The organism is Mesorhizobium sp. M8A.F.Ca.ET.202.01.1.1, from assembly GCF_004791595.1.
Lineage (GTDB): Bacteria > Pseudomonadota > Alphaproteobacteria > Rhizobiales > Rhizobiaceae > Mesorhizobium.
Genome location: NZ_SRUN01000001.1, coordinates 827,052 through 848,757 on the forward strand (window position 1 = coordinate 827,052; position 21,706 = coordinate 848,757).

Genomic DNA, 21,706 nt, shown 5'->3' on the forward strand with positions numbered 1-21,706 from the left:
CTAGCCGCCCTTCAGCATGTAGCCGGCGCCTCGAACCGTGTGCAGGATCGGCTTGTCGAAGCCCTTTTCGATCTTGCCGCGCAGCCGCGAGACGTGGACATCGATGACATTGGTCTGCGGATCGAAATGATAATCCCAGACATTTTCGAGCAGCATGGTGCGCGTCACCACCTGGCCGGCATGGCGCATGAGATATTCGAGCAGGCGGAATTCGCGCGGCTGCAGCGTGATCTCACGCGCGGCCCGGCGGACAGAATGCGACAGCCTGTCGAGTTCAAGGTCGCCAACCCGGTAGACGGTCTCGGCCTCCTTGGCGCTGGCGCGTCGGTTCAGCACCTCGACACGCGCCAGAAGTTCGGAAAAGGCATAGGGCTTGGTCAGATAGTCGTCGCCGCCGGCACGCAGGCCGGTGACCCGGTCATCGACCTCGCCCAGCGCCGACAGGATGAGCACTGGTGTCGTGTTGCCCCTGGAGCGGAGAGCGGCAATGACCGACAGGCCATCGCGGCGCGGCATCATCCGGTCGATGACCATCACGTCGTAATCACCCGCATCGGCAAGCGCGAAGCCGGTCTCGCCGTCACCGGCGACATGTGCCGTATGACCGGCTTCCGTGAAGGCTTTCTGCAGATAATCCGCAGCCTCGCGATCGTCTTCTATGACGAGAATCTTCATAGGGCCGTTATACGCGATTTCGCTGGAAGATTGAGTAGCCGGCATCTGCATTCTAGCCTTTGCCAAAGCGCATCGCGATCAAGATGATCGAGAGCGTGCGCGATGAAATCCTTGTTCCGTGGCGTCGTTGCGCCGGACATGCCAGTTCCCGGTCATGTCGTTTCCCCCCGCGACCACCGAACCGACCGGCTTCGGGCACGAGAGCGTGATGTGGGCACCCATATGCGGCGCGCGGCAGCGGGCGATGGGAAGCCCGCTGCCACTGAAGAAGAGCGCGATGACTGACTAACGGGCTCTCCTTCTTGCTTTCCCATGCGGCGACTCGGGGGTGTTGAAACCGCCGCATTGGAAAAGTCGTCTCAGCCCTTGGCCACCGGCAGCGCGACGAAGCGGTTGTTGTCGTCGCGGGTGATCTGCATCAGCACCGCCTTGCGTCCGGATTTGACCGCATCGGCCATGGCCTTGGTGACGTCGTCGGTGCCGTTGACCTCCGCCGAGTTAACCGCGGTGATGACGTCGCCCGGCTGGATGCCGCGATCGGCGGCGGCGCTGTCGGGGTCGACGTCGGTCACCACCAGACCCTTGCCGTTTTCAGACTTGGTGACGGTGAGGCCGAGATCGGCGAGCGTGTCCGGCTTTGCCGGAGCGGAGGGTTGCTGCTGCTGGTCGCCCGATGCCTGCTTGTCGCTGATGGGCAGTTTGCCGAGATCGACCTTGACCGTCTGGCTCTTGCCGTCACGCCACACGGTGACGTCAACCGATTTGCCCGGCGAATAGGCGCCGATCAGGCGGGCGAGTTCCTTCGGCGAGGCAACGTCCTTGCCATCAACCTGGGTGATGACATCACCCGCGGTGATGCCGGCCTTCTTGCCGGGACCGTCGTCCTGGGCGCTCGAAACCAGGGCGCCGTTGTTGGACTTCAGACCGAGCGATTCGGCGATGTCGGAGGTGACCGGCTGGATTTCGACGCCGAGCCAGCCGCGCTGGACCGCGCCGTTCTTCATCAGATCTCCGACGACCTGCTTGGCGGTCGAGGCCGGAATGTCGAAGGCAATGCCGACGCTGCCGCCCGAAGGCGAGAAGATGGCGGTGTTGATGCCGACCACCTGGCCGTTGAGGTTGAAGGTCGGGCCACCCGAATTGCCGCGGTTGACCGAGGCGTCGATCTGGAGGAAATCGTCATAGGGGCCGGCGCCGATATCGCGGCCGCGCGCCGAGACGATGCCGGCGGTGACGGTGCCGCCGAGGCCAAACGGGTTGCCGACAGCCACGACCCAGTCGCCGACGCGAACCTTGGAATCGTCGGCGAAGTCGACATAGGTGAACTTGCCGCCACCATCGACCTTGAGCACGGCGAGATCGGTGCGCGGATCGGTGCCGACCAGCTTGGCGTCGAGTTCCTTGCCGTCATTGGTCACCACGGTGAAGGCGGTGCCTTCTTCGACGACATGGTTATTGGTGACGAGATAACCGTCTTCGGAGATGAAGAAGCCTGAGCCCTGCGCCACCGGACGCGGCTGGTCGTTGTTGCGATCGCGATGACCGAAGCGGCGCTGACCTTCATCGTTCTGGCCATTCTGGTCACCAAAGCCGCGGAATTCCTTGAAGAAGCGGCGCAACTGCGGATTGTTGGGAAGATTGTCGAAACCGCCCTGATCGTCGGAACCGTCATCGGCGGTCGGTTGCAGCTTGGCCTTGACCTTGACGCTGACCACGGCTGGCGAAACGCGCTCGACGACATCGGCGAAGCTCGGAACCTGGGGAGCCTCCACACGCACGGCGTCAGCCAGAACGGGGCTGGTTCCACTGGTCAGCGCGCCAACGCCGATCGCGCCGGCGACAGCGATGGACGCGGCGGCAGCCAGAAGACGCTTGCGGGTGCGGGAATATGAATTGGGGGCAATATTCATGGTTCTCTTATCCTCTTTCAACGGACGCGCCTTGATCGGCATCCTCAAGAACGAGAATTAGAGCGGCGCACATTACGACGCCATTTCCGGCACATGAAACTTTGGTAATGTTGGCGCGCAGCGCAGACGTCAGTCGCGGTCCAGGATCGTGTCCAATGCCGCCTGTTCATCGGCTGACAGGGATTTCGTCGCCAGCGTCCGGCGCGACCGCGCGGTCAACACAATGAATCCGCCTCCCACCAGCAGCAACAGCACGGGCGTGCCCCACAGCAACGCGTTGCGCAGGTCGAAACGCGGCTTCAGCAGAACGAACTCGCCGTACCGGGAGACCACATAGTCCATCACCTGCTGGTCGGTATCACCGGCGACAAGGCGTTGTCGCACCAGGATACGCAGGTCGCGAGCAAGGTCGGCGTCGGATTCGTCGATCGACTGGTTCTGGCAGACCATGCAGCGCAAGCCTTCCGACAGCGCCCGCGCCCGTGCCTCCAGAGCGGGGTCGGCCAGCATCTCGTCAGGCTTCACCGCCATTGCCGTGCCGGCGAAGAGCAATGCAAGTAACAGGACAATCGAGGTCAGCGAAAACCTTGCACTCATGGCAGGACCACCGGCGCCACCGCGCTCGCCTGCTTGCGGCGGCGCGAAGGGGCGCCGACCCGCAGGCGCCTGTCCATCAGCGACATGGCGGCACCCGCCATCATCACCAGGCCGCCGCCCCAGATCAGCGTCACCAGCGGCTTCCACCACAGACGCACCACGACCGAGCCGTCCTTGCCCTCGTCGCCGAGCGAAATGTAGAGCTGGGAGAGGCCGATGGTCTTGATGCCGGACTCCGTCGTCGTCATCTGCCGCACCGGATAGAAACGCTTGGCGGAGCTGATTTCGCCGACAGGGCTGCCGCTGACGCCGATCAGCTCGAAACGGCCGCGATCCTCGCTGTAGTTCGGTCCCCGGGCCGGATAGAGCCCGACGAAACGCACCACGCGTCCGGAGATTTCGACGGTTTCACCAGCATGCATGGACAGGATCTTCTCCGTGCCGAAGCAGAGCGTGCCGACAATGCCGAGCACCGTCAGGCCAAGGCCGAGATGCGCCAAAGCGGTCCCGAAGACCGAGCGTGGCAAACCAACCAGGCGCCTGACCATGACCGGCGCGGCGACATTGCCTAATCCTGCCTTGACGGCGAGGTCGGTCAGCGCGCCAAGGATCAGCCAGACGGCGAGGCCAACGCCAAGCGCGGCAAGCACCGAAGCGCCGTCGACGAACAGGGCAGTGACCAGCGTCGCCAGAAGGGCGGCCGCGAAAGCCATCATCAGACGCTGCGCGACGCCAAGGACATCGCCGCGCTTCCAGGCCAGCAGCGGCCCAAAGGGAACCATCACCAGCAGCGGCACCATGAGCGGGGCGAAAGTGAGGTTGAAGAACGGCGCGCCGACCGAAATCTTGCCGGCCGAAAAAGCCTCGACCGCCAGCGGATAGAGCGTGCCGACCAGCACGGTGGCGGTCGCCGTGGTCAGGAACAGATTGTTGAGGACGAGCGCGCCTTCGCGCGAAATCGGATGGAACAGGCCGCCTGCCGTCAGCCTCGAGGCGCGCAACGCAAACAGCGCCAGCGAGCCGCCGATGAACAGCGTCAGGATGCACAGGATGAAGACGCCGCGCGTCGGATCGGTGGCAAAGGCGTGGACGGAAGTCAGGACGCCCGAACGCACCAGGAAGGTGCCGAGCAGCGACAGCGAGAAGGTCAAAATGGCGAGCAGCAGCGTCCAGATCTTCAACGCCGAGCGCTTTTCCATCACGATGGCAGAATGCAGCAGCGCGGTGCCCGCCAGCCAAGGCATGAAGGAAGCGTTCTCGACCGGATCCCAGAACCAGAAACCGCCCCAGCCGAGCTCGTAATAGGCCCAATACGATCCCATGGCGATGCCGCCGGTCAGAAACATCCAGGCGACCAGCGTCCATGGCCGCACCCAGCGCGCCCAGGAAGCATCGATGCGGCCCTCGATAAGGGCCGCGACCGAGAAGGAAAAGCAGATCGAGAAGCCGACATAGCCGAGATAGAGCAGCGGCGGATGAATGGCGAGGCCAAGGTCCTGCAGGATCGGGTTGAGATCGCGGCCTTCGATCGGCGCCGGATTGAGTCTGACGAAGGGATTGGACGTCACCAGGATGAACAGGAAGAAGGTTGCGCCAATGGCGCCCTGCACGGCAAGCACGTTGGCGCGCAGCGTCGCCGGCAGGTTGGAGCCGAAAGCGGCGACAAGCGCGCCGAAGAAGGTCAGGATCAGCACCCAGAGCAGCATCGAGCCTTCGTGATTGCCCCAGGTTCCGGTGATCTTGTAGATCAGCGGCTGCAGCGAATGCGAGTTCTCCCAGACGTTCGCCAGCGAAAAATCGGAACTTGCATAGGCGCTCGCAAGTGCCGCGAAGGACAGGGCCGTCAAGGCAAAACCAGTCACCGCGACCGGACCGCCGACCGCCATCAGGCGCTGGTTGTTCAGCCGCGCGCCAAACAGCGGCACGATGGTCTGCACCAGCGAAAGCGCGAACGCCAGAACCAGGGCGAAATGTCCGGTCTCAACCATTCCCGCTTGCTCTCCCGCCGGGATTACTCACTCTTGCTCTCCTGCCAGACACCCTTGGCCTTCAGGCCGTCGGCAACTTCCTTGGGCATGTAACGCTCGTCGTGCTTGGCCAGCACGCTGTCGGCGACAAAGACGCCGTCGGGGCCAAAGGTGCCCTCGGTGATGACGCCCTGCTCTTCGCGGAAAAGGTCGGGCAGGATGCCGGTATAGGTAACCTTGACCGATTTGTGGGTGTCGGTGACCGAAAAGGCAACCGTCGCGCCCTGGCCGCGCTGGATGGTGCCTTTTTCGACCAAACCGCCGAGCCTGATGCGCTGGCCGGGCTGCACACTGGCAGTGGTCAGATCGGCCGGCATGTAGAAATAGGACGCTTTCTGGCCAAGCGCATAGAACGTCAGGCCGGTGGCGGCTGCGAGGAAAGCCAAGCCGCCCACAATCACCGACAATCGTTTCTGCTTGCGCGTCATATCCAATTCTACTCCGTCGCCGTCAGGCCGAGCGAGGCGCCAAAGGCGGTGAATTTCTTGGCTTCGTCACTGTCGGCCCCAAAGACCGCAATGGCGCGGCCCAGCGCATCGCGCGCCTGGTCGGTCTTGCCCAGCACGACATAGGAACGAACAAGCCGCATCCATCCTTCCGGGTCGCGCGGATTTTGACGAAGTTTGTCGTCGAGGCCGGCGACCATGGTGTTGATCATGGCTTCCCTGTCCTGCGGCGACATGGAGGATGCCGCGTCGACATCGCCGGCATCGGGGCCTTTCGGGGCCGCGCCGGAAGCGACTTCGGAGCCGGATTTGGCCAGTGCCTGTTCGACGGCGCCGCGCCATGGCGAATCCGGCGGCAGTTTACCGAGCATCACCTGCCAGGCCGCGGCCGCTTCCTTGCCGCGGCCCTCCTGCGCCAATGCCATCGCCAGATAGAAGCTGGCTTTCGCATTGGCCGGGTCAAGCCTCAAGGCCGCCTCGAAGGCATCCTGGGCATCGGCCGAAACAATACCGCCCGCGGCACCGGCGATCGCCTCACCGAGTCCGGCCTGGCGTACGGCGCTGTCGCCGTCGAGGCGTATGGCGTTGCGGTAGGCCGCCGCGGCGTCGGCAAAGCGCTGCATGCGCAGATAAACCGGCGCCAGCACATCCCAGCCCCGCCCATCGGAAGGGTTGGCCGCGAGGTGGGCTTCGGCGCGCGCCACCAGCTCATCGACCGAACTGTCGGCCGGGTTCTTGGCCAGCCGCTCGCTGAGCGGCTGCGACGGCAGGTCAGGCGAGCCGATCTGGCTGTAGAACCCCCAACTGACCAACGGGACCGCCAGCACGGCCACGGTCGCGACAAGCCGTGCCGTGACCGACGCCGCCCTGCCGGACGTCTTGCCGGTTATGTCAGCGTTACCCAGGCGAAGGATGCGGCGGGCGATCTCGGCGCGCGCCTCGGCTGCCTCAGCGGGCCGGATCAAGCCGCGCGCGGCATCGCGGTCGAGTTCGGCTAATTGATCGCGATAGACTTCCAGGTCGTGGTCGCCGCTCGATGACGCGCCCTTGGAAGCCCCAGCCAGCGGCAAAAGCACCGCCAGACTGGCGCCCAGCGTGAGAATTGCGGCTATGACCCAGAACAGCATGGTTCTTCCAATAAAGGCAGAGCCCTGCCCTGCCAACACAGGCATCCTGCGACGCTTTGACGGCAGGCGCACCGAATGTCCTTGATCGACATCAACTGGCCGGGTCGCAACCGGACCCGGCGTGCTAGGTCAATGGTGTCCAGCCGCCGTCGCCATTGCGGCAGGCTGTTCCGTGCGCCGTGACACTGGCGCTGCCGGTGAACACCGTCTGCGTATACTGGCGGCAATCCTGCGAACCAACGCGGTAAGGTTGGGCTGGCACGACCTCGCCATGGCGCGAGGCCTGATCGCCCTTCCACGCCACCTTCTGCCCGCTCGTCGTGTATTCAAGCGCCTTGTATTCAGCCTCGAGCGCGCTGCGCTTTTCCGTGTCGCTCAGGCCATTGCCGACAGACCCGCCAATGAGGCCGCCGCCCATGGCGGAAATGATCGACTTGGTGACGACCTTGCCGCCGGCCGGGGGCGTCGAGGCCGGGGTCGCGGCCACGGTCGGGCCCTTGCCGCTCGAGGTGGTGCAGCCCGACACGGCCAGCAATGCGGAAACAAGCGCGACGCGAATCTTCATGCCAACAACCGGTATTCCTGAGTTGGAGCTTGCCATGGATGCGCGTGGCATCATCTGAGAAGTGGGCATGGCCATACTATTGATATTTGTCGGAAATTTGGCCGCCGCCGGCCAGTATGAGGTCAATCGATATGCCGCCATAGCATGTGCCACCCGTTGGTGTCGATTGGTCTGGGCAAACGTCACTGAAGGCTCCGCAATCGCACCGCTGCCTTCAGACCACCCATGCCGGAACGCCCCAGATCCAGGCCGCCTCCATACTCGTTGACGAGGTCGGCGACGATGGCGAGGCCCAGGCCCGTTCCCGGCTTTGTCTCGTCCAGGCGCCGTCCGCGCTTCATGGCTTCGCGCGCCTTGTCCTCGGGAATGCCAGGGCCGTCATCCTCGATGCTGATCTCGAACAGGCTCTCATCCTTGCTGACCAAGGGCACGACCGAGACCGCGACAGCACTCCTTGCCCATTTCATCGCATTCTCGAGAAGATTGCCGAGCAGTTCCTCGAGGTCCTCGCGTTCGCCGGCAAAGACGATCTCGGTGGCCGGCAGCGACAGCGACAGGCTGGTCCGCGGGTTGAGCTTCTGCAAAACACGCACCATGCGCTGTACCAGCGGCGCCACGGGCGTGCGGTAGACGACGCTGTCGCGCTGCGCCGCGACGCGGGCGCGCTGCAAATAGTGATCGATCTGCTTTTGCATGGAGGCGGCCTGCTCGGCGATCAACTGCCCCTTGGCGCCGCCAAGCGCCCGGCCCTCGTTGAGCAGCACGGCGAGCGGCGTCTTCAGCGAATGGGCGAGGTTGCCGACCTGGGTCCGCGAACGCTCGACAATGCGTTTGTTGTTTTCGATCAAAGCGTTGGTTTCGTTGGCCAACGGTTCGATCTCGGCCGGGAAGCGGCCGTCGAGCTTCTGCGCGGTGCCCTCGCGCACCATGGCGAGTGCGTTCCTGACCCTGCGCAGCGGCTGCAGCCCGAGCAGGATGGCGATGGCGTTGATGGCGATCATTCCGATGCCGAACAGGCTGAGATAGGTCAGCAGGCGACGCTGGAAGGTCCCTATTTCCTGCTCCAGCTCGGTCTTGTTTCCCATGACGCGGAAGCGCGCGGCGCGGTTCTTGGCATCGAGAACGAATTCGCTCTCGAACACGACCAGTTCCTCGCCGTTGATGCCTTGCGCGGCATAGCTACGCTGGAAATTGGCGTTGAAAGGAACATCCGCCACATCGGGCGACGGGATGGTCCGGGTCATGGACGACGAATGGAGATCGCCGTGCACGCCTTCCGAGGCGGGCTCGACGGACCAGTACCAGCCCGAATTCGGCTCCGAGAAACGGAGGTCGCCAAGATCGGGCGAGCCGGTCAGCGCGCCGCTGTCGGAAATGCCAATGGAGCCGATCAAGTTGAACAAATGCGCCGACAGCAAACTGTCGAAGCCCCGCTCGCTGGCTTGGCGGTAGAGCGTGGTGATCAGGGTGAAGATGACGACCAGGGTCAGGATCGCCCATACCGTGGAGAAGGCGATAACGCGGAACGTCAGCGAGCGCGGCCAAGCGCGTAGCGAAAGCCGTCTGCCCACGGTTGGGTTGGTAGGAAGCGGTTCCGCCTTACGCCTCCGGCTCACGCATGCGGTAGCCCATGCCGCGCACGGTTTCGATCATGTCGATGCCCATCTTCTTGCGCAGCCGCCCGACAAAGACCTCGATCGTGTTGGAATCGCGGTCGAAATCCTGGTCGTAGAGATGCTCGACCAGTTCGGTGCGCGAAACGACCTCGCCCATGTGGTGCATCAGATAGGCAAGCAGCCGGAATTCGTGCGAGGTCAATTTCAGCGGCACGCCATTGACATCGGCCTTCGAAGCCTTGGTGTCGAGACGCAGCGGCCCACAGGTCAGTTCCGACGAGGCGTGGCCGGCGGCGCGGCGGATCAGGGCCCTGACCCGTGCCAGTACCTCCTCGATGTGGAACGGCTTGGTGACGTAGTCGTCGGCGCCGGCGTCGATGCCCGAGACCTTGTCGCTCCAGCGGTCACGCGCGGTCAGGATCAGCACCGGCATCTTGCGGCCGCCGCGACGCCAACGCTCGACCACGCTGATGCCGTCCATCTGCGGCAGGCCGATGTCGAGCACGACGGCATCGTAAGGCTCCGTGTCGCCGAGGAAATGACCCTCCTCGCCATCGAAGGCACGGTCGACGACATAGCCGGCATCGACCAGCGCATCGGAAATCTGCCGGTTGAGATCCTTGTCATCCTCGACGACGAGTACGCGCATGCGGGGACCAATGCCTGTTGACTGAGGTTTCAGATATAGGCCGATTCCGGCGGCCTGGGAAACGGAGCCCTGTAGGACGAGAAGACTGCGTCAGTTCTGCGGAACGACGATTTCGGAGCGGCGCGGACGCTGCCCGTCCTTGCCCGGCACGAGGACGACGATAACGCAGACCGGCTGGCCGCCACGCGTCGACGCCGAGGCCTTGGCGAGTGTTCCACCATTCTGCTGGGCCACCTGCTGACCGATCGCATAGCAGTCGGATGCGGCCAGGACGATCGGGGTGGGCTGATCGGGCGCGATCGCCGGTATCGCCATTGCCTGCGACGCAAACATCCCGGCGGCACTAAGCGCCAGGGTCGCGGTTCGGAAATGGGAGCGAAGCGTTTTCATGACCGGCGTTGTAACGCATCGGTGCTGAACGTGAAATGAACAGTGAACGGCCCTGAACCCATGCTCGCCACACCCCTGCAACGCGAGATAGACAATCTGGATTCACCGCCCCACCAGTGAACCCCGCGAAAGCCCAGTCTAGACTCCGTTTCGATGATATTGAAAGCGCGTCAGGCGTTTTCCTGCGTCAGCGCTCGGAATCGCAGCAGACCATGATGGACAAGCAATTCCTCATCATAACGCGCCTCGGTGAATTCCAGCGACAGCCGCGTCTGTCCACGCGGGCCGATCACCAGCACCGCGTCGGCAAGGCGCGCCTTGATGGCGGCCATGATGGCAAGCGTTTCGGCTTCACCATGGGCCTTCGACCAGACATGCAGCGTGATCAGCTGGTCGTCGTTATTCTCGGCGCCGGTATCCCAGTCAAAAGCCGAGGTCTGGCCTGAAGTCACATAGGGAAAGGCGGCGGTGTCGGTTGCCCGCTCGAGCAGCCCGGCGCCGCCGAGCAGCGCCGACAGCGACGCATCGCTTTTCAACCTGAGGAACAGGGCCTGCTGCAAATCACCGGGCGCGGTCATCGTTCTTCCCCTCGCCTGTTGCGCCACCGACCCTTGCCTGCCAGAAGCTCTTCCGCGTTCTAGACGCTTTGCCATATATAACCATTTGCCGCACGGACAGGTTTGCCGATTCGTCGTCTCGATGATGAATGCCGATGATCTCGAAAATACGACTTGCCGACAATCTCCTCAGCGGACGCGGCATAGCGATACCGGTTGCGCACCGCAAGCACCATCAACGCCCGGCAGCGGGCCATTTTCCCAGATTCGGGAGCTGACCATGCTCGATCCACAAAAGGCCAAAGCCGCGTCGCGTCTGCTGGTAAGCCATTGGGATCATGGCACCCATCTCGACGCCATACCTGAGGAGCTTCGCCCGAAGACACGAACCGAAGGCTATGCCATCCAGGCCCATGTCATGGATCGTTCGGCGGTCCCGCTTTTCGGCTGGAAGATCGCGGCAACCAGTCTTGCCGGTCAAAGGCATATCAATGTCGACGGCCCGATGGCCGGGCGCCTGCTGGCAGAGAAAGCGGTCGCGGTTGGCGGGACCGTCTCGCTCGCGACGAGCAAGATGCGGGTCGCCGAGATCGAATTCGCTTTCCGTTTTGGCCGCCAGATCCCGACGCGCCCGGCGCCTTATGAAATCGCCGAGGTGATAGATGCCGTGGCGACCTTGCATCCGGCGATAGAAATACCGGACTCGCGCTACGACGATTTCCGCGCCGTCGGTGCGCCACAGCTGATAGCGGACAATGCCTGTGCCAATCTGTTCGTCATCGGCCAGCCCACGCAAGACGAATGGCGTGACGTGAACCTCGCGGAACACCCGGTGACCGGTCTTGTTTCGGGCAAGTCGAGGCACGACGGAACCGGCGCGGCGGTGTTAGGCGACCCGCGTATTGCGCTCACATGGATCGTCAACGAACTGTCGGGCCTGGGCATAGCGCTCCAGCCGGGACAGGCGGTGATCACGGGCACTTGCGTGACGCCGATACGCGTCGAGGCTGGTGATGAAGTGATCGGCGATTTGGGCAAATTTGGCCGCGTCTCGGTACGGTTTGTCTAGACCGGCTTGCTCTCCCGGTTCAGCCTGACCACGAAGCTCCTCACCGCCAGAACCAGCACGGTGATGATGATCAATATCACGGAAAGCGCCGCGATCGCCGGGTCGATGTTGTCGCGCAGGCCCATCCACATCAGGCGCGGCAGCGTGATGGCGTTGACCGAGGTGATGAACAGGGTGACGCCGATCTCTTCCCAGGAGAGTACGAATGAGAGCAGTGCCGCGGTGACGATGCCAAACTTGATGTTGGGCATAATGACGCGCGTGGCGCGTTCCCACACGCTTGCACCAAGGCCGCGCGCGGCGAGGTCGATGCGCCGATCGAGCTGGCTGAGCGAGACCAGGATCAACACCGTCGCGAATGGCACCGTCATCACCGAATGCGCCATGGCAACGCCGAGCCAGGTGTCGTAGCCGAAGAAGGAACTGACGCCTGAGATCGAGGTGAGCAGGAAGTAGAGCGTCACCGCCGAGACCACCGGCGGCACAACCATCGGCAGCAGCACGAAACCGACAAGGGTGGCGGTGAAGCGCGGCTGGAACATCCAGACGCCGAGGCTGAAACTGAGCGCCAGTACGGTTGAAACAGCGCTGCTGACGATGCCGATCCGGATCGAAAGCAGGATCGACTGGAGCCAGCGCGGGTCCTCGATCAACGAGCGATAGTGGCGCAGCGACAATTCACCCGTCGGCATTGCCAGCATGCGGCTCGGCGTCAGCGAGACCGGAATGACGGCCAGCAGCGGCAACAGCAGGAACAGCGCCACCAGCACGGCGAGGATCAGCGAGACGGGTCCGGGGCGATAGGTCGGCATCGCGCTACACCAGTTGCTTCGGTTTGACGTATCGGAAGAGCAGCGCCATCAGGGCGCCGACGAAGATCACCAGCACGACGCTGATCGCGGCCCCGAGCCCCCAGTCCGGGCTCTGGAATATCCGGAGATAGATCAATTCGGCGATCATCACGCTGCGGCCGCCGCCGAGAATCGCCGGCGTGACGAAGAAGCCAAGCGAGAAGACAAAGACGATCATCGCCGAGCCGATGATGCCGGAGCGCGTCATCGGCACGAACACCGTCCAGAAGGTGCGCATGCGGCTGGAGCCCAGGCCGCGCGCGGCGAGCAGCACGCGCTCGTCCAGGCTGCGCATTGCTGACGCCAACGGAAAGACGGCGAAAGGAATGAGGAAATGCGTCATGCCGACGATGACGCCGAATTCGTTGCGCACCAAAGTCAGCGGTTCGGAGATGAAACCGATGGACTGCAGCCAGGTGTTGATGAGGCCGCGGTTGGACAAAAGCGCCACCCAGCCGAAGGCGCGCGTCAGCACCGAGATCCAGAACGGCACCAGGATGCAGAATTCGGCGATGAGGCGCTGCGCTGGGCTGCCGCGCACCCAGACGACCGTGATGGCGTAGGCGGCGGCGACCGACACGATGGTGACGATGGCCGCGATGCGCAGCGTGCGGATGAACACCGACTGCACCAGATCGTCGGTGAGCAACGCCTGGTACTGGCCAAGCCCGGGCGTCGGCAAGGTGAAGCTCCACTTCACCACGCCGAGAAACGGCCAGGCATAGGCCAGGACCAGGAACAGGAGCAGCGGCGCCATCAACAGCGCCGCGCCCATCCTGTCGGAGAGAACACCTCTCATGTCAGCTCAGCAACGCCAGTGATCAGGCGGAGATGATCTTGGTGTATTCGTCGAGGGCCGCGCCGTAGTTCTTGGCGTACCAGTCCATGTCGAGCGGGATCTGCTTCTTCATGTTCTCCGGATCGACGGGGTTGATGCGCTTCTTGTCGGCGGGAATCAGCGCGTCGGCCGCCGGATTGGCCGGCCCCTGGCCGAGCTTGTCGAACATCACCAACTGCTTTTGCGGATCCTGCGCGCTGGCGATGAACTTCATCGCCGCATCCCTGCCGCCTGGGTTGTTCTTGAGCACGGCCAGTGCACCGGGCGAGATCAGGCCCTGGTCCCAGATGAACTTGATCTTGCCGCCGGAATCCTGCTCGATCAGCGAGGCCCGTGTCGACCAGACGATCGCCATCGAGGCTTCGCCGTTGAGCAGCACGCTCTGGCTCTCGGCGCCGCCGCCCCAATAGGCGACGACGTTTTCCTTGAAGGCAGCAATCTTGTCATGCGCACGCTTCAAGTCGAGCGGGTAGAGCGAAGCCGGCGCGATGCCGTCGGCCAAAAGGGCCGCTTCCCAGCTCGACACGCCCCATTTGTAGAGGGAACGCTTGCCGGGGAATTTCTTCACATCGAAGAAATCGGCCATGCCGGTCGGTGCATCCTTGCCGTATTTCTCGGAATCGTAGGCGATGACATAGGAGAAGAAATAGGTCGAGGCGGCATAGTCCCAGCCGAAGCCCGGACGCATCTTCTTCTTGTCGACGACATTGTAGTCGATCGGCTCGAGCATGCCTTGCGCACCGAGCGTGATGGCCGAGAACGGATCGACGTCGACGAGATCCCAGGTCGGGGCGCCGCTCTTGAACTGTGCGGCGATCGCGCCTTCGGTCGGACCCGAACCGTCCATTTTGACGGTAATGCCGGTGTCCTTGGTGAAAGCCTGGCCATAGGCGGCGTCATAAGCCGTGATGGCGTCGCCGCCCCAGTTCACCAGCACCAGTTCCTTGGCCTGGGCGAAGGCGCCGGTCGAGCGCAGCAGCAGCGGCGTGCCGGCAAGCACGAGGCCCGCGAGCTGCGCGAATTGCCGGCGCGAGATCTCGCCGCGTCTCGTCCTCTCGGACAGCGTTTCGATGGCCTGTTTCTTGGTGTCGTTCATGTCAGTTCCCCTTTGTTTTCGTTGATTTCAATCCGGAAACCGGTGCGGCGGATCAGGCCGCACCGGCGCTCATTGTCCTCCATCCGGAAGGAGGAAACCTTTTTCCGCCGGCCATGTCAGCCAGACGGAATTGCCCTTGCTGAGAGCAGCCGCCGCGACCTCGTTGGGCACCGAGACGGTTACCTTGGCACCATGGCGCGTGGTGAGGTCGAGCTTGGTCGCCGCCCCCAGATAGGTCGAGGCGATCGCGGTCGCAGCGATGCCGTTCTCTCCAGCGGCTGCCTCGCGCGCGATCGACATGTGTTCGGGCCGGATCGCCAGGATGGCGTCACCGCGGACTTTCTCGGCCTTGCAGTGCATGCTGACCGCGCGGTCTTCGCAAAGGCCGGTCGAGCCGTGGTCGGCGGGCTTGACTCCCTTCAGCGGCAGCATGTTGATCTCGCCGAGGAACTCGGCGACGAAGCGATTGTCGGGCCGGTCGTAGACCTCGTCAGGCGCCCCGACCTGCAGCAGTTTGCCGTGGTTGAAGATGGCGACGCGCGACGACAGCGCCAGCGCCTCGCTCTGGTCGTGCGTGACGAAGACGAAGGTGGTGCCGGTCTCCTGATGCAGGCGCTTCATCTCGGCCTGCATCTGGCCGCGCAGGCTCTTGTCCAACGCTGAAAACGGCTCGTCGAGCAGGAGCACGCCCGGCTCGAACACCAGCGCGCGGGCAAGTGCGACGCGCTGCTGCTGGCCGCCGGAAAGCTGCGACGGCAGTTTCTTCTCGTGGCCGACCAGACCGACGCGCTCGATCATCTCGCCGACGCGCTTCCTGATCTCGGTGGCCGATTTCTTGCGGACCTTGAGCGGGAAAGCGATGTTGGCTTCGACGCTCATATGCGGAAACAGCGCATAACCCTGGAACACCATGCCGGCGGCACGTTGCTCGGCCGGGCGGTCGGTGATGTCGGCGCCGTCGCTGAAAAGCCTGCCCTCGCTCGGCTGCACGAAGCCGGCCAGGATCATCAGGAAGGTGGTCTTGCCGGATCCGGAGGGGCCAAGCAGTGTCAGGAACTCGCCGCGCCCTATGTCGAGCGTCAGATTGTCCAGCGCACGGAACGAGCCGAAGCTCTTGCCGATCCCGATTGCCTTGATCTCTGCGGCCCGGCCGGGTTGCTGCATCCTGCCTCTATCCTTACCCTTGAGCCAAATCGTAGGCAGGGCCGAAGCTCACCGCAACCGAATAGTTTTCGCCTGATCGGCAAATTTGATTCACGGGTGGATGGAAGATGGGGTGGCTGGAACCGCCAATCGCCCCCTCCTGGGAGACCAGCTAATCTTAAGACGCCTAGAGCCTGTTCTCCGATAGCTTCGCCCTCAACCAATCGCTGAAGGCATTGAGTACCGGATGCCTCGCCTTGGCGTGCTCGAAGACCAGGAAATATGAGCGTGGCGAGGGGACCGATGCCTCGAACGGCTTGACCAGGCGGCCTTCGCTCAGCGCCCGGCGGCCTGTCAGTTCGTCGCCCATGGCAATCCCCTGCCCGGCGACCGCCGCCGAAAAGACGAGGTTCATGTCGGAAAAGAAGATGCCGCCCTCGGTGTCGGGATTTTCCACCTTCGACAATGCCAGCCAGCGGGCCCAGTCCTCGGTGTCGCCGAGATGGAGCAAATTGGCGCGCAGCACGTCGGCGGGCTTGGAAAACCCGCCGACCTTGTTGAGCAGCGTCGGGCTGCAGAGCGGCGTGAACGAGACCTCGCAGAGCAGTTCCACCGCGCGGTTCGGCCAGTTGCCGACGCCAAAGGCGATGAAAGCGTCGGCCTCCGCATTGCTGACGTCATCAAGGCGACGAGGCGTCAAGATCGAGAGTGCCACGTCCCGATACATTTGCTGGAACTCGCCGATATGGGAGCAAAGGAACATCGAGGCGAAGCCCGGAGGGCAGGAAATGGCAAACGAACCACCGACGCCCGCACCGCTGTTTTGCGCTCCCGCGTCGCCGAGCACGGTCAGCGCCTTCCTGACATCGGCCGCATAGCGCTGGCCGCGCGGCGTCAGCGCCACGCCCTTGCCGATGCGTTGCAGGAGATCGAAGCCAAGGTCACGCTCGAGCAACCGCAGCTGATGCGAGACGGCGCTGCGGGTCAGGTGCAGTTCGTCGGCGGCACGCCAGACGCTGCCATGCCTGGCGAAACTGTCGAGGGCGCGTAGCGCCTGTGTCGAAGGAATTCTCAAGAGGTGAACCGAATTTGCACGAACCGGGAAAACATATCACTTTTTGGCGAGCCGCTTCACTGCTTTCTTCTAGAGCATGGACAAACCGGTGACGACATCGGCGCAAGAGACCGCGCTTGCCTGCCTCGACGGCATCCAGCCGCTGCTGTCGGCCTGGACACGCAGCATCTTCGATTTCGGCGAGACCGCATGGCGCGAGTACCAATCGGCCGCCTGGTATGTCGATCGGCTCAAACGCGAGGGATTTTCCGTCGAGGAAGGCTCGGGCGGCATGCCGACCGCCTTCTGCGCCCACTGGACGAACGGCGCCGGACCGACAATCGGCATGTATGCCGAATATGATGCCGTGCCCGGCAATTGCCAGGACGCCGTGACGGTGAGGCAGCCACGGTCCGGCCTTGGTGTCGAGGCCGGCGGCCATACCGACCCGCATTCGGGGCTCGGCATAGCAAGCCTCGGCGGGCTGCTAGCGACCAAGGCCGCCATGCAGCGCCACGACATTCAGGGCACGCTGCGCTTTACCGGCGAGCCGGCCGAAAAGGTGCGCGGTTCGAAGCCGATCCATGCGGCAAAAGGCTATTATGACGGCCTTGCCGGCATGATTTCCTTCCATCCATTTTACATGCTGCCGCTCTGCAACACCGCTCGCTGGGATACGCATTGCGGCGCGGCCTATGCGATGATCTATCGTTTCGTCTGCGACGAACCCGAAAACTGGATTCGCGCAGGCGACGGCGCGCCGATCCCGCAGGCGCATTCGGCGGTCAGGGCACCGGGCGCGAACGATGCGCTGATGACCATGTACATGGCCTCCAAGGCGTTGCGCGATTCCATGCTGCCGCACCAGGGCGGCTGGTCGATCAGCGAGGCGATCCTGACGGCTGGCCAGGCCACCGCCGACAATCTGCCGGCGGGCCTGGCCGAGATCCAGTACATGATCCGCGTGCCGACCATCGGCATGGCCGAGCAGGTGACGGCGGTGCTCGACCGCAACGCCGCGGCCGCGGCCGCGATCAGCGGCTGCCGCTACGAGCGGCACTGGGTGTCGAAGTCGCGGCCGGGGCTGGCCAACCACGCCATGGCAGGGATTACCTACGAAGCCCTGTCGACGGTCGGGCCGCCACGCTGGGACGAGGCCGCCAGGACGATCGCGCGGGAAATCCAGGTCAATGCCGGCGGCACCGCGACCGAAAACCCCTTCATCGATGAGCTGGAGCGGCTGATTTCGCCACAGGAGGCCGAGGCGATTCTGCGCCGCGACCTGCCGCCTTCCCAGGTGAATTCGACCTCCGACGACTACACCGACATGAGCTGGCACGCGCCGACCGCGCGCTTCTATGTCGCCCGCCCAGCGCTGCGCTCGGCAAACGGCCACGCTTTTCCGGCATGGGTGATGAATGCTCTGGGCGGCATTCCCGCGACGATCGATCCGATGGTCATCTGCGCGGCCAAAACGGTCGCGCTGGCGGCGCTGCACCTGCTCGAGGACAAGACCGCCCGCGACGAGGCGATGAATGAGTTCACCACCCGCACCGGCGGCGGCATCGGCGGCTCCAACTGGATCGCGCCGCTCTGCGACTACGAGCCGCCGATCAACTTCCGCTGGCCGGAATATGTCACCACGCCGCGCGGGCGCGACTGGTGGATACCAAACAATGCGCGACCGACCAATTCTTGAGAACAAGCCACGAGGAGAACCGCATGACCGTTCATGACCGCATCGTCGCCGAACCGTTTTCGCTGCAACGCCGCAACCCGGCCGGCGGCACCAAACCGCTGACATCATGGGGCTTCGCCAACGAAACCGATGTCTTGACCGACGTGCTGCTCGGATCGCCGAACTTCCTGCGTCATCTGTCGACCAGCTCGCTCTCGCGAAAACATCTGCGCGAGGCGCCCTGCAATGTCCAGATCGCGCAGGCGCAGCACAAGGATCTGGTCGCGGCCTACGAGCATTTCGGCGTCAATATCCATTGGCACGAGCCGACACCGGAGCTGCCGATGCAGGTCTATTCCCGTGATTCCAGCGTCATGACGCCTTATGGCGCCATCATCACCGCCATGGCCAACTGGTGGCGGCGCGGCGAGAACTATGCCGCCATCCGCACCTATGAAAAGCTCGGCATCCCGATCTACGACATGGTGACGGCCGGCACCTTCGAAGGCGGCGACTTCAACGTCATCGAGGACGGCGTGGTGCTGATCGGCTGCGGCGGCGCCCGCACGCAGGAGGAAGGCGCCCGCCAGGTGCAGGCCTGGTTCGAGAAGGAAGGTTGGGAGACGCGCATCGCCTTCATCGACGAATATTACGTCCACATCGACCTGATGGTTGTGCCGATCGCCGAAAAGCTCACCGCCGTCTGCCTCGCCTGCACCGAACCCGGCATCGTCGACTGGCTGAAGGGCAAGGGTCACGAGATCATCGACGTGCCCTTCCAGGACACGATGGCGCTCGGCTGCAACTTCATGTCGCTCGGCAAGGACCGGGTGATCGCGCCGACCTCCAGCCAGACGCTGATCGGCCAGCTCAAGGCGCGCGGCTTCGAGGTCGCGGCGGTCGACATGAGCGAAATCTCCAAGACCGGCGGCGGCATTCATTGCATGGCGCAGGCACTGAAGCGCGAGGCGGCCTGATAGCCCGGGAAAAGGCAAATCCCCCTCGCTCGCCGGATCAAGATTCTGGCGCGCGAGGAGCCGGGCCGCCGGCTACCCGGCTCTTCCATCGACAAACCTTGCAGCTGTGTCCCCGACGCCCTTGTGAGTGTCGGCAAAATGGATGAATAGTCGGAACAGGGCACCGCCCTGAAATTGCCCGCTTGCGGTTTTCAGGTCGCGCCAGAGCCGAGCCGGGTTTTAGAATGGTCAACCCTGAACCGCGCAAGAGAAGAGGTCCGATCGCCTCCCGCCTTCTGGCGCTGGACGCGTGGCTCGATTCCTCGCTCTATGAGATCGGGTTCAAGGCGCGCGAGTTCTGGGAGACCGCGACGATCTTCTCGCGGCGCTTCCGTCTCAAGGGCTGGCGCCGTGGCTTCATCGAACTGTTGAGCGAAGGTTTTACACTCGGCGCCGGCGGCATGGTGGTGATGCTGGCGCTGGCGATACCCGCTTTCCAGGACACCACCGGCGACTGGCGTGCCCAGGGCGACTTCGCGGTCACCTTCCTGGACCGTTACGGCAACGAGATCGGCCAGCGCGGCATCATCCAGCGCGATTCAGTGCCGGTCGACGAGATGCCCGACCACGTCATCAAGGCGGTGCTCGCCACCGAGGATCGACGCTTTTTCGACCATTACGGCATCGACGTGCTCGGCCTTTCCAGGGCGATCTTCGAGAATGTGCGGGCAAACTCGGTCGTCCAGGGCGGCTCCAGCATCACCCAGCAGCTGGCCAAGAACCTGTTCCTGACCAATGAGCGCACGTTCGAGCGCAAGATCAAGGAAGCCTTCCTGTCGCTGTGGCTGGAGGCCAATCTGTCGAAGAAGGAAATCCTGCAGCTCTATCTCGACCGCGCCTATATGGGCGGCGGCACGTTCGGCATCGAGGCGGCGGCGGATTTCTATTTCGGCAAGAGCGTCAAGGACCTGAACCTTGCCGAAGCAGCGATGCTCGCCGGCCTGTTCAAGGCGCCGACCAAATACGCACCGCACATCAACCTGCCGGCGGCGCGCGCGCGCGCCAATGTGGTGCTGTCCAACCTCGTCGATTCCGGCTTCATGACCGAAGGCCAGGTGCTGCAGGCCAGGCTGCATCCGGCCGACGTCGTCGACCGCGGCGAACAGAAGAGTCCCGACTACTATCTCGACTGGGCCTTCGACGAGGTGAAGAAGATCGCCAAGCCCGGCCAGCACTCGCTGGTCGCCCATACCACCTTCGACGCCAACATCCAGAAGGCGGCGGAAGAGTCCGTCGAGTTCCACCTGCGCCAGTTCGGCAAGGAGTACAACGTCACCGAAGGCGCGGTGGTGGTCATCGAGACCAATGGCGCGGTGCGGGCGATCGTCGGCGGCCGCGATTACGGCGCCAGCCAGTTCAACCGTGCCACCAAGGCACTGCGGCAGACCGGCTCGTCGTTCAAGCCCTATGTCTACGCCACGGCGATGGAACACGGCTTCACGCCGAACTCGATCATTTCGGGCGGGCCGATCAGCTGGGGCAACTGGTCACCGCACAATTACAGCGGCGAGTCGGCGGGCAACATCACGCTGATCATGGCGATGGCCAAGTCGATCAACACCGTGCCGGTACGACTGGCGAAAGACCATCTCGGAATCGCGCCGATCAAGGCATTGGCTGAATCGTTTGGCGTGGAGTCGCCGCTCGAAGGGCACAAGACGATGGTGCTCGGCACCTCGGGCATGACCGTGATGGACCAGGCGACTGGCTACAGCGTCTTTGCCCAGAACGGCTTCGTCGGCTCCAGGCACGGCATCACCCAGCTCGTCACCCGCACCGGCGACGTGGTCTATGACTGGACCAAGGACGCGCCGCCGCCGCATCGCGTGCTGTCCGAGCAGGCGCTGAAATCCATGAACACCATGCTGGCGGCCGTGCCGGTGATGGGCACGGCGCGGCGGGCGCAAATTCCCAACATCGTCGTCGCCGGCAAGACCGGCACGACACAATCCTACCGCGATGCCTGGTTCGTGGGTTTCACCGGCAACTACACGGCGGCCGTGTGGCTGGGCAATGACGATTTCACCCCCACCAAGAACATGACCGGCGGCTCGCTGCCGGCGATGGTGTGGCAGCGGCTGATGGTCTACGCGCACCAGAACATCGACCTGAAGCCGATCCCCGGTATCGACAAACCCTTCGTTGACGAGGAGATCGCGGCCAAGGCCGCCGACGCGCAGAAGAAGAGCGAGGAGCAGGCAGCGGCCGACGCCGCCGCCGAGCGGCCGCCGGTGCTGTCCAGCCGAACCACGCAGACGCTGCGGGACATGAGCCAACTGTTCCAGATGGCGCCCAAACTCGAGGCCCCCACTCCACCCGAGACGCTTTCGGCCCTGTGACATCCGCCCGGTGCGACAAGACCGACAGGCAAAACCATCACGCCGGCTTGCCACAGGGCCCTG

General features: G+C 63.7%; 20 protein-coding genes. 4 read left to right on the forward strand and 16 right to left on the reverse strand.

From position 1 onward, the window contains the following. The 11 genes from EN845_RS04395 to EN845_RS04445 form a co-directional block, all read right to left on the reverse strand. Positions 1 to 675 carry a response regulator transcription factor gene (locus EN845_RS04395; RefSeq protein WP_023771592.1) on the reverse strand — a complete coding sequence of 225 codons (675 nt, stop codon included), beginning with the start codon at positions 673 to 675 and terminating at the stop codon, positions 1 to 3. A 359-nt stretch (positions 676 to 1,034) separates the two neighbouring features. Then, positions 1,035 to 2,585, reverse strand: a complete 1,551-nt coding sequence (locus EN845_RS04400; RefSeq protein WP_127871349.1) for a Do family serine endopeptidase — start codon at positions 2,583 to 2,585, stop codon at positions 1,035 to 1,037. A 129-nt stretch (positions 2,586 to 2,714) separates the two neighbouring features. Next, a complete protein-coding gene (locus EN845_RS04405; RefSeq protein ID WP_127871348.1) occupies positions 2,715 to 3,182 on the reverse strand; it encodes a cytochrome c-type biogenesis protein in 468 nt (155 codons plus the stop codon). Then, positions 3,179 to 5,170, reverse strand: coding sequence for a heme lyase CcmF/NrfE family subunit (locus tag EN845_RS04410; RefSeq protein WP_127871347.1), 1,992 nt, complete (start codon positions 5,168 to 5,170; stop codon positions 3,179 to 3,181). The genes EN845_RS04405 and EN845_RS04410 overlap by 4 nt, the downstream gene beginning before the upstream one ends. Before the next feature lie 23 nt (positions 5,171 to 5,193). Next, positions 5,194 to 5,637, reverse strand: coding sequence for a cytochrome c maturation protein CcmE (gene ccmE, locus EN845_RS04415; protein WP_127871346.1), 444 nt, complete (start codon positions 5,635 to 5,637; stop codon positions 5,194 to 5,196). An 8-nt stretch (positions 5,638 to 5,645) separates the two neighbouring features. Further along, the gene (ccmI, locus tag EN845_RS04420) at positions 5,646 to 6,782 is read right to left on the reverse strand and encodes a c-type cytochrome biogenesis protein CcmI (protein WP_127871345.1); all 1,137 of its coding nucleotides are present in this window, start codon (positions 6,780 to 6,782) and stop codon (positions 5,646 to 5,648) included. Positions 6,783 to 6,906: 124 nt separating this feature from the next. After that, complete coding sequence (locus tag EN845_RS04425) at positions 6,907 to 7,347, reverse strand: hypothetical protein (RefSeq protein WP_127871344.1); 441 nt, start codon at positions 7,345 to 7,347, stop codon at positions 6,907 to 6,909. 182 nt (positions 7,348 to 7,529) lie between these two features. Beyond that, a complete protein-coding gene (locus EN845_RS04430) occupies positions 7,530 to 8,918 on the reverse strand; it encodes an ATP-binding protein (protein ID WP_245511631.1) in 1,389 nt (462 codons plus the stop codon). 28 nt (positions 8,919 to 8,946) lie between these two features. After that, the gene (locus EN845_RS04435; RefSeq protein ID WP_015318627.1) at positions 8,947 to 9,612 is read right to left on the reverse strand and encodes a response regulator transcription factor; all 666 of its coding nucleotides are present in this window, start codon (positions 9,610 to 9,612) and stop codon (positions 8,947 to 8,949) included. Between the two features lie 90 nt (positions 9,613 to 9,702). Continuing rightward, entirely contained in the window at positions 9,703 to 10,002 is a 300-nt protein-coding gene (locus EN845_RS04440; protein WP_127871342.1) for a hypothetical protein, read from the reverse strand. A 170-nt stretch (positions 10,003 to 10,172) separates the two neighbouring features. Further along, positions 10,173 to 10,580, reverse strand: coding sequence for a DUF3168 domain-containing protein (locus EN845_RS04445; RefSeq protein WP_127871341.1), 408 nt, complete (start codon positions 10,578 to 10,580; stop codon positions 10,173 to 10,175). A gap of 259 nt (positions 10,581 to 10,839) precedes the next feature. On the opposite strand from EN845_RS04445, the gene EN845_RS04450 reads away from it, so the two are divergent. Beyond that, complete coding sequence (locus EN845_RS04450; RefSeq protein WP_127871506.1) at positions 10,840 to 11,628, forward strand: fumarylacetoacetate hydrolase family protein; 789 nt, start codon at positions 10,840 to 10,842, stop codon at positions 11,626 to 11,628. On the opposite strand, the gene EN845_RS04455 is transcribed toward EN845_RS04450, so the two are convergent. The 5 genes from EN845_RS04455 to EN845_RS04475 all read right to left on the reverse strand — a co-directional run bounded on the left by EN845_RS04455 (position 11,625) and on the right by EN845_RS04475 (position 16,631). After that, complete coding sequence (locus EN845_RS04455; protein WP_127871340.1) at positions 11,625 to 12,440, reverse strand: ABC transporter permease; 816 nt, start codon at positions 12,438 to 12,440, stop codon at positions 11,625 to 11,627. The two genes, EN845_RS04450 and EN845_RS04455, sit on opposite strands and share 4 nt — an antisense overlap. Positions 12,441 to 12,444: 4 nt before the next feature. After that, positions 12,445 to 13,278, reverse strand: coding sequence for an ABC transporter permease (locus tag EN845_RS04460; RefSeq protein ID WP_127871339.1), 834 nt, complete (start codon positions 13,276 to 13,278; stop codon positions 12,445 to 12,447). A gap of 22 nt (positions 13,279 to 13,300) precedes the next feature. Further along, a complete protein-coding gene (locus EN845_RS04465) occupies positions 13,301 to 14,413 on the reverse strand; it encodes an ABC transporter substrate-binding protein (RefSeq protein WP_127871338.1) in 1,113 nt (370 codons plus the stop codon). Positions 14,414 to 14,482: 69 nt separating this feature from the next. Continuing rightward, entirely contained in the window at positions 14,483 to 15,577 is a 1,095-nt protein-coding gene (locus EN845_RS04470; RefSeq protein ID WP_127871337.1) for an ABC transporter ATP-binding protein, read from the reverse strand. 166 nt (positions 15,578 to 15,743) lie between these two features. After that, complete coding sequence (locus EN845_RS04475; protein WP_127871336.1) at positions 15,744 to 16,631, reverse strand: LysR substrate-binding domain-containing protein; 888 nt, start codon at positions 16,629 to 16,631, stop codon at positions 15,744 to 15,746. A 76-nt stretch (positions 16,632 to 16,707) separates the two neighbouring features. On the opposite strand from EN845_RS04475, the gene EN845_RS04480 reads away from it, so the two are divergent. The 3 genes from EN845_RS04480 to EN845_RS04490 all read left to right on the forward strand — a co-directional run bounded on the left by EN845_RS04480 (position 16,708) and on the right by EN845_RS04490 (position 21,643). Next, positions 16,708 to 18,309, forward strand: coding sequence for an amidohydrolase (locus tag EN845_RS04480; protein WP_167531190.1), 1,602 nt, complete (start codon positions 16,708 to 16,710; stop codon positions 18,307 to 18,309). 23 nt (positions 18,310 to 18,332) lie between these two features. Then, positions 18,333 to 19,265, forward strand: a complete 933-nt coding sequence (locus EN845_RS04485) for a dimethylarginine dimethylaminohydrolase family protein (RefSeq protein WP_010915034.1) — start codon at positions 18,333 to 18,335, stop codon at positions 19,263 to 19,265. A gap of 224 nt (positions 19,266 to 19,489) precedes the next feature. Continuing rightward, positions 19,490 to 21,643, forward strand: coding sequence for a penicillin-binding protein 1A (locus EN845_RS04490; protein WP_127871334.1), 2,154 nt, complete (start codon positions 19,490 to 19,492; stop codon positions 21,641 to 21,643). Positions 21,644 to 21,706 lie beyond the last annotated feature (63 nt).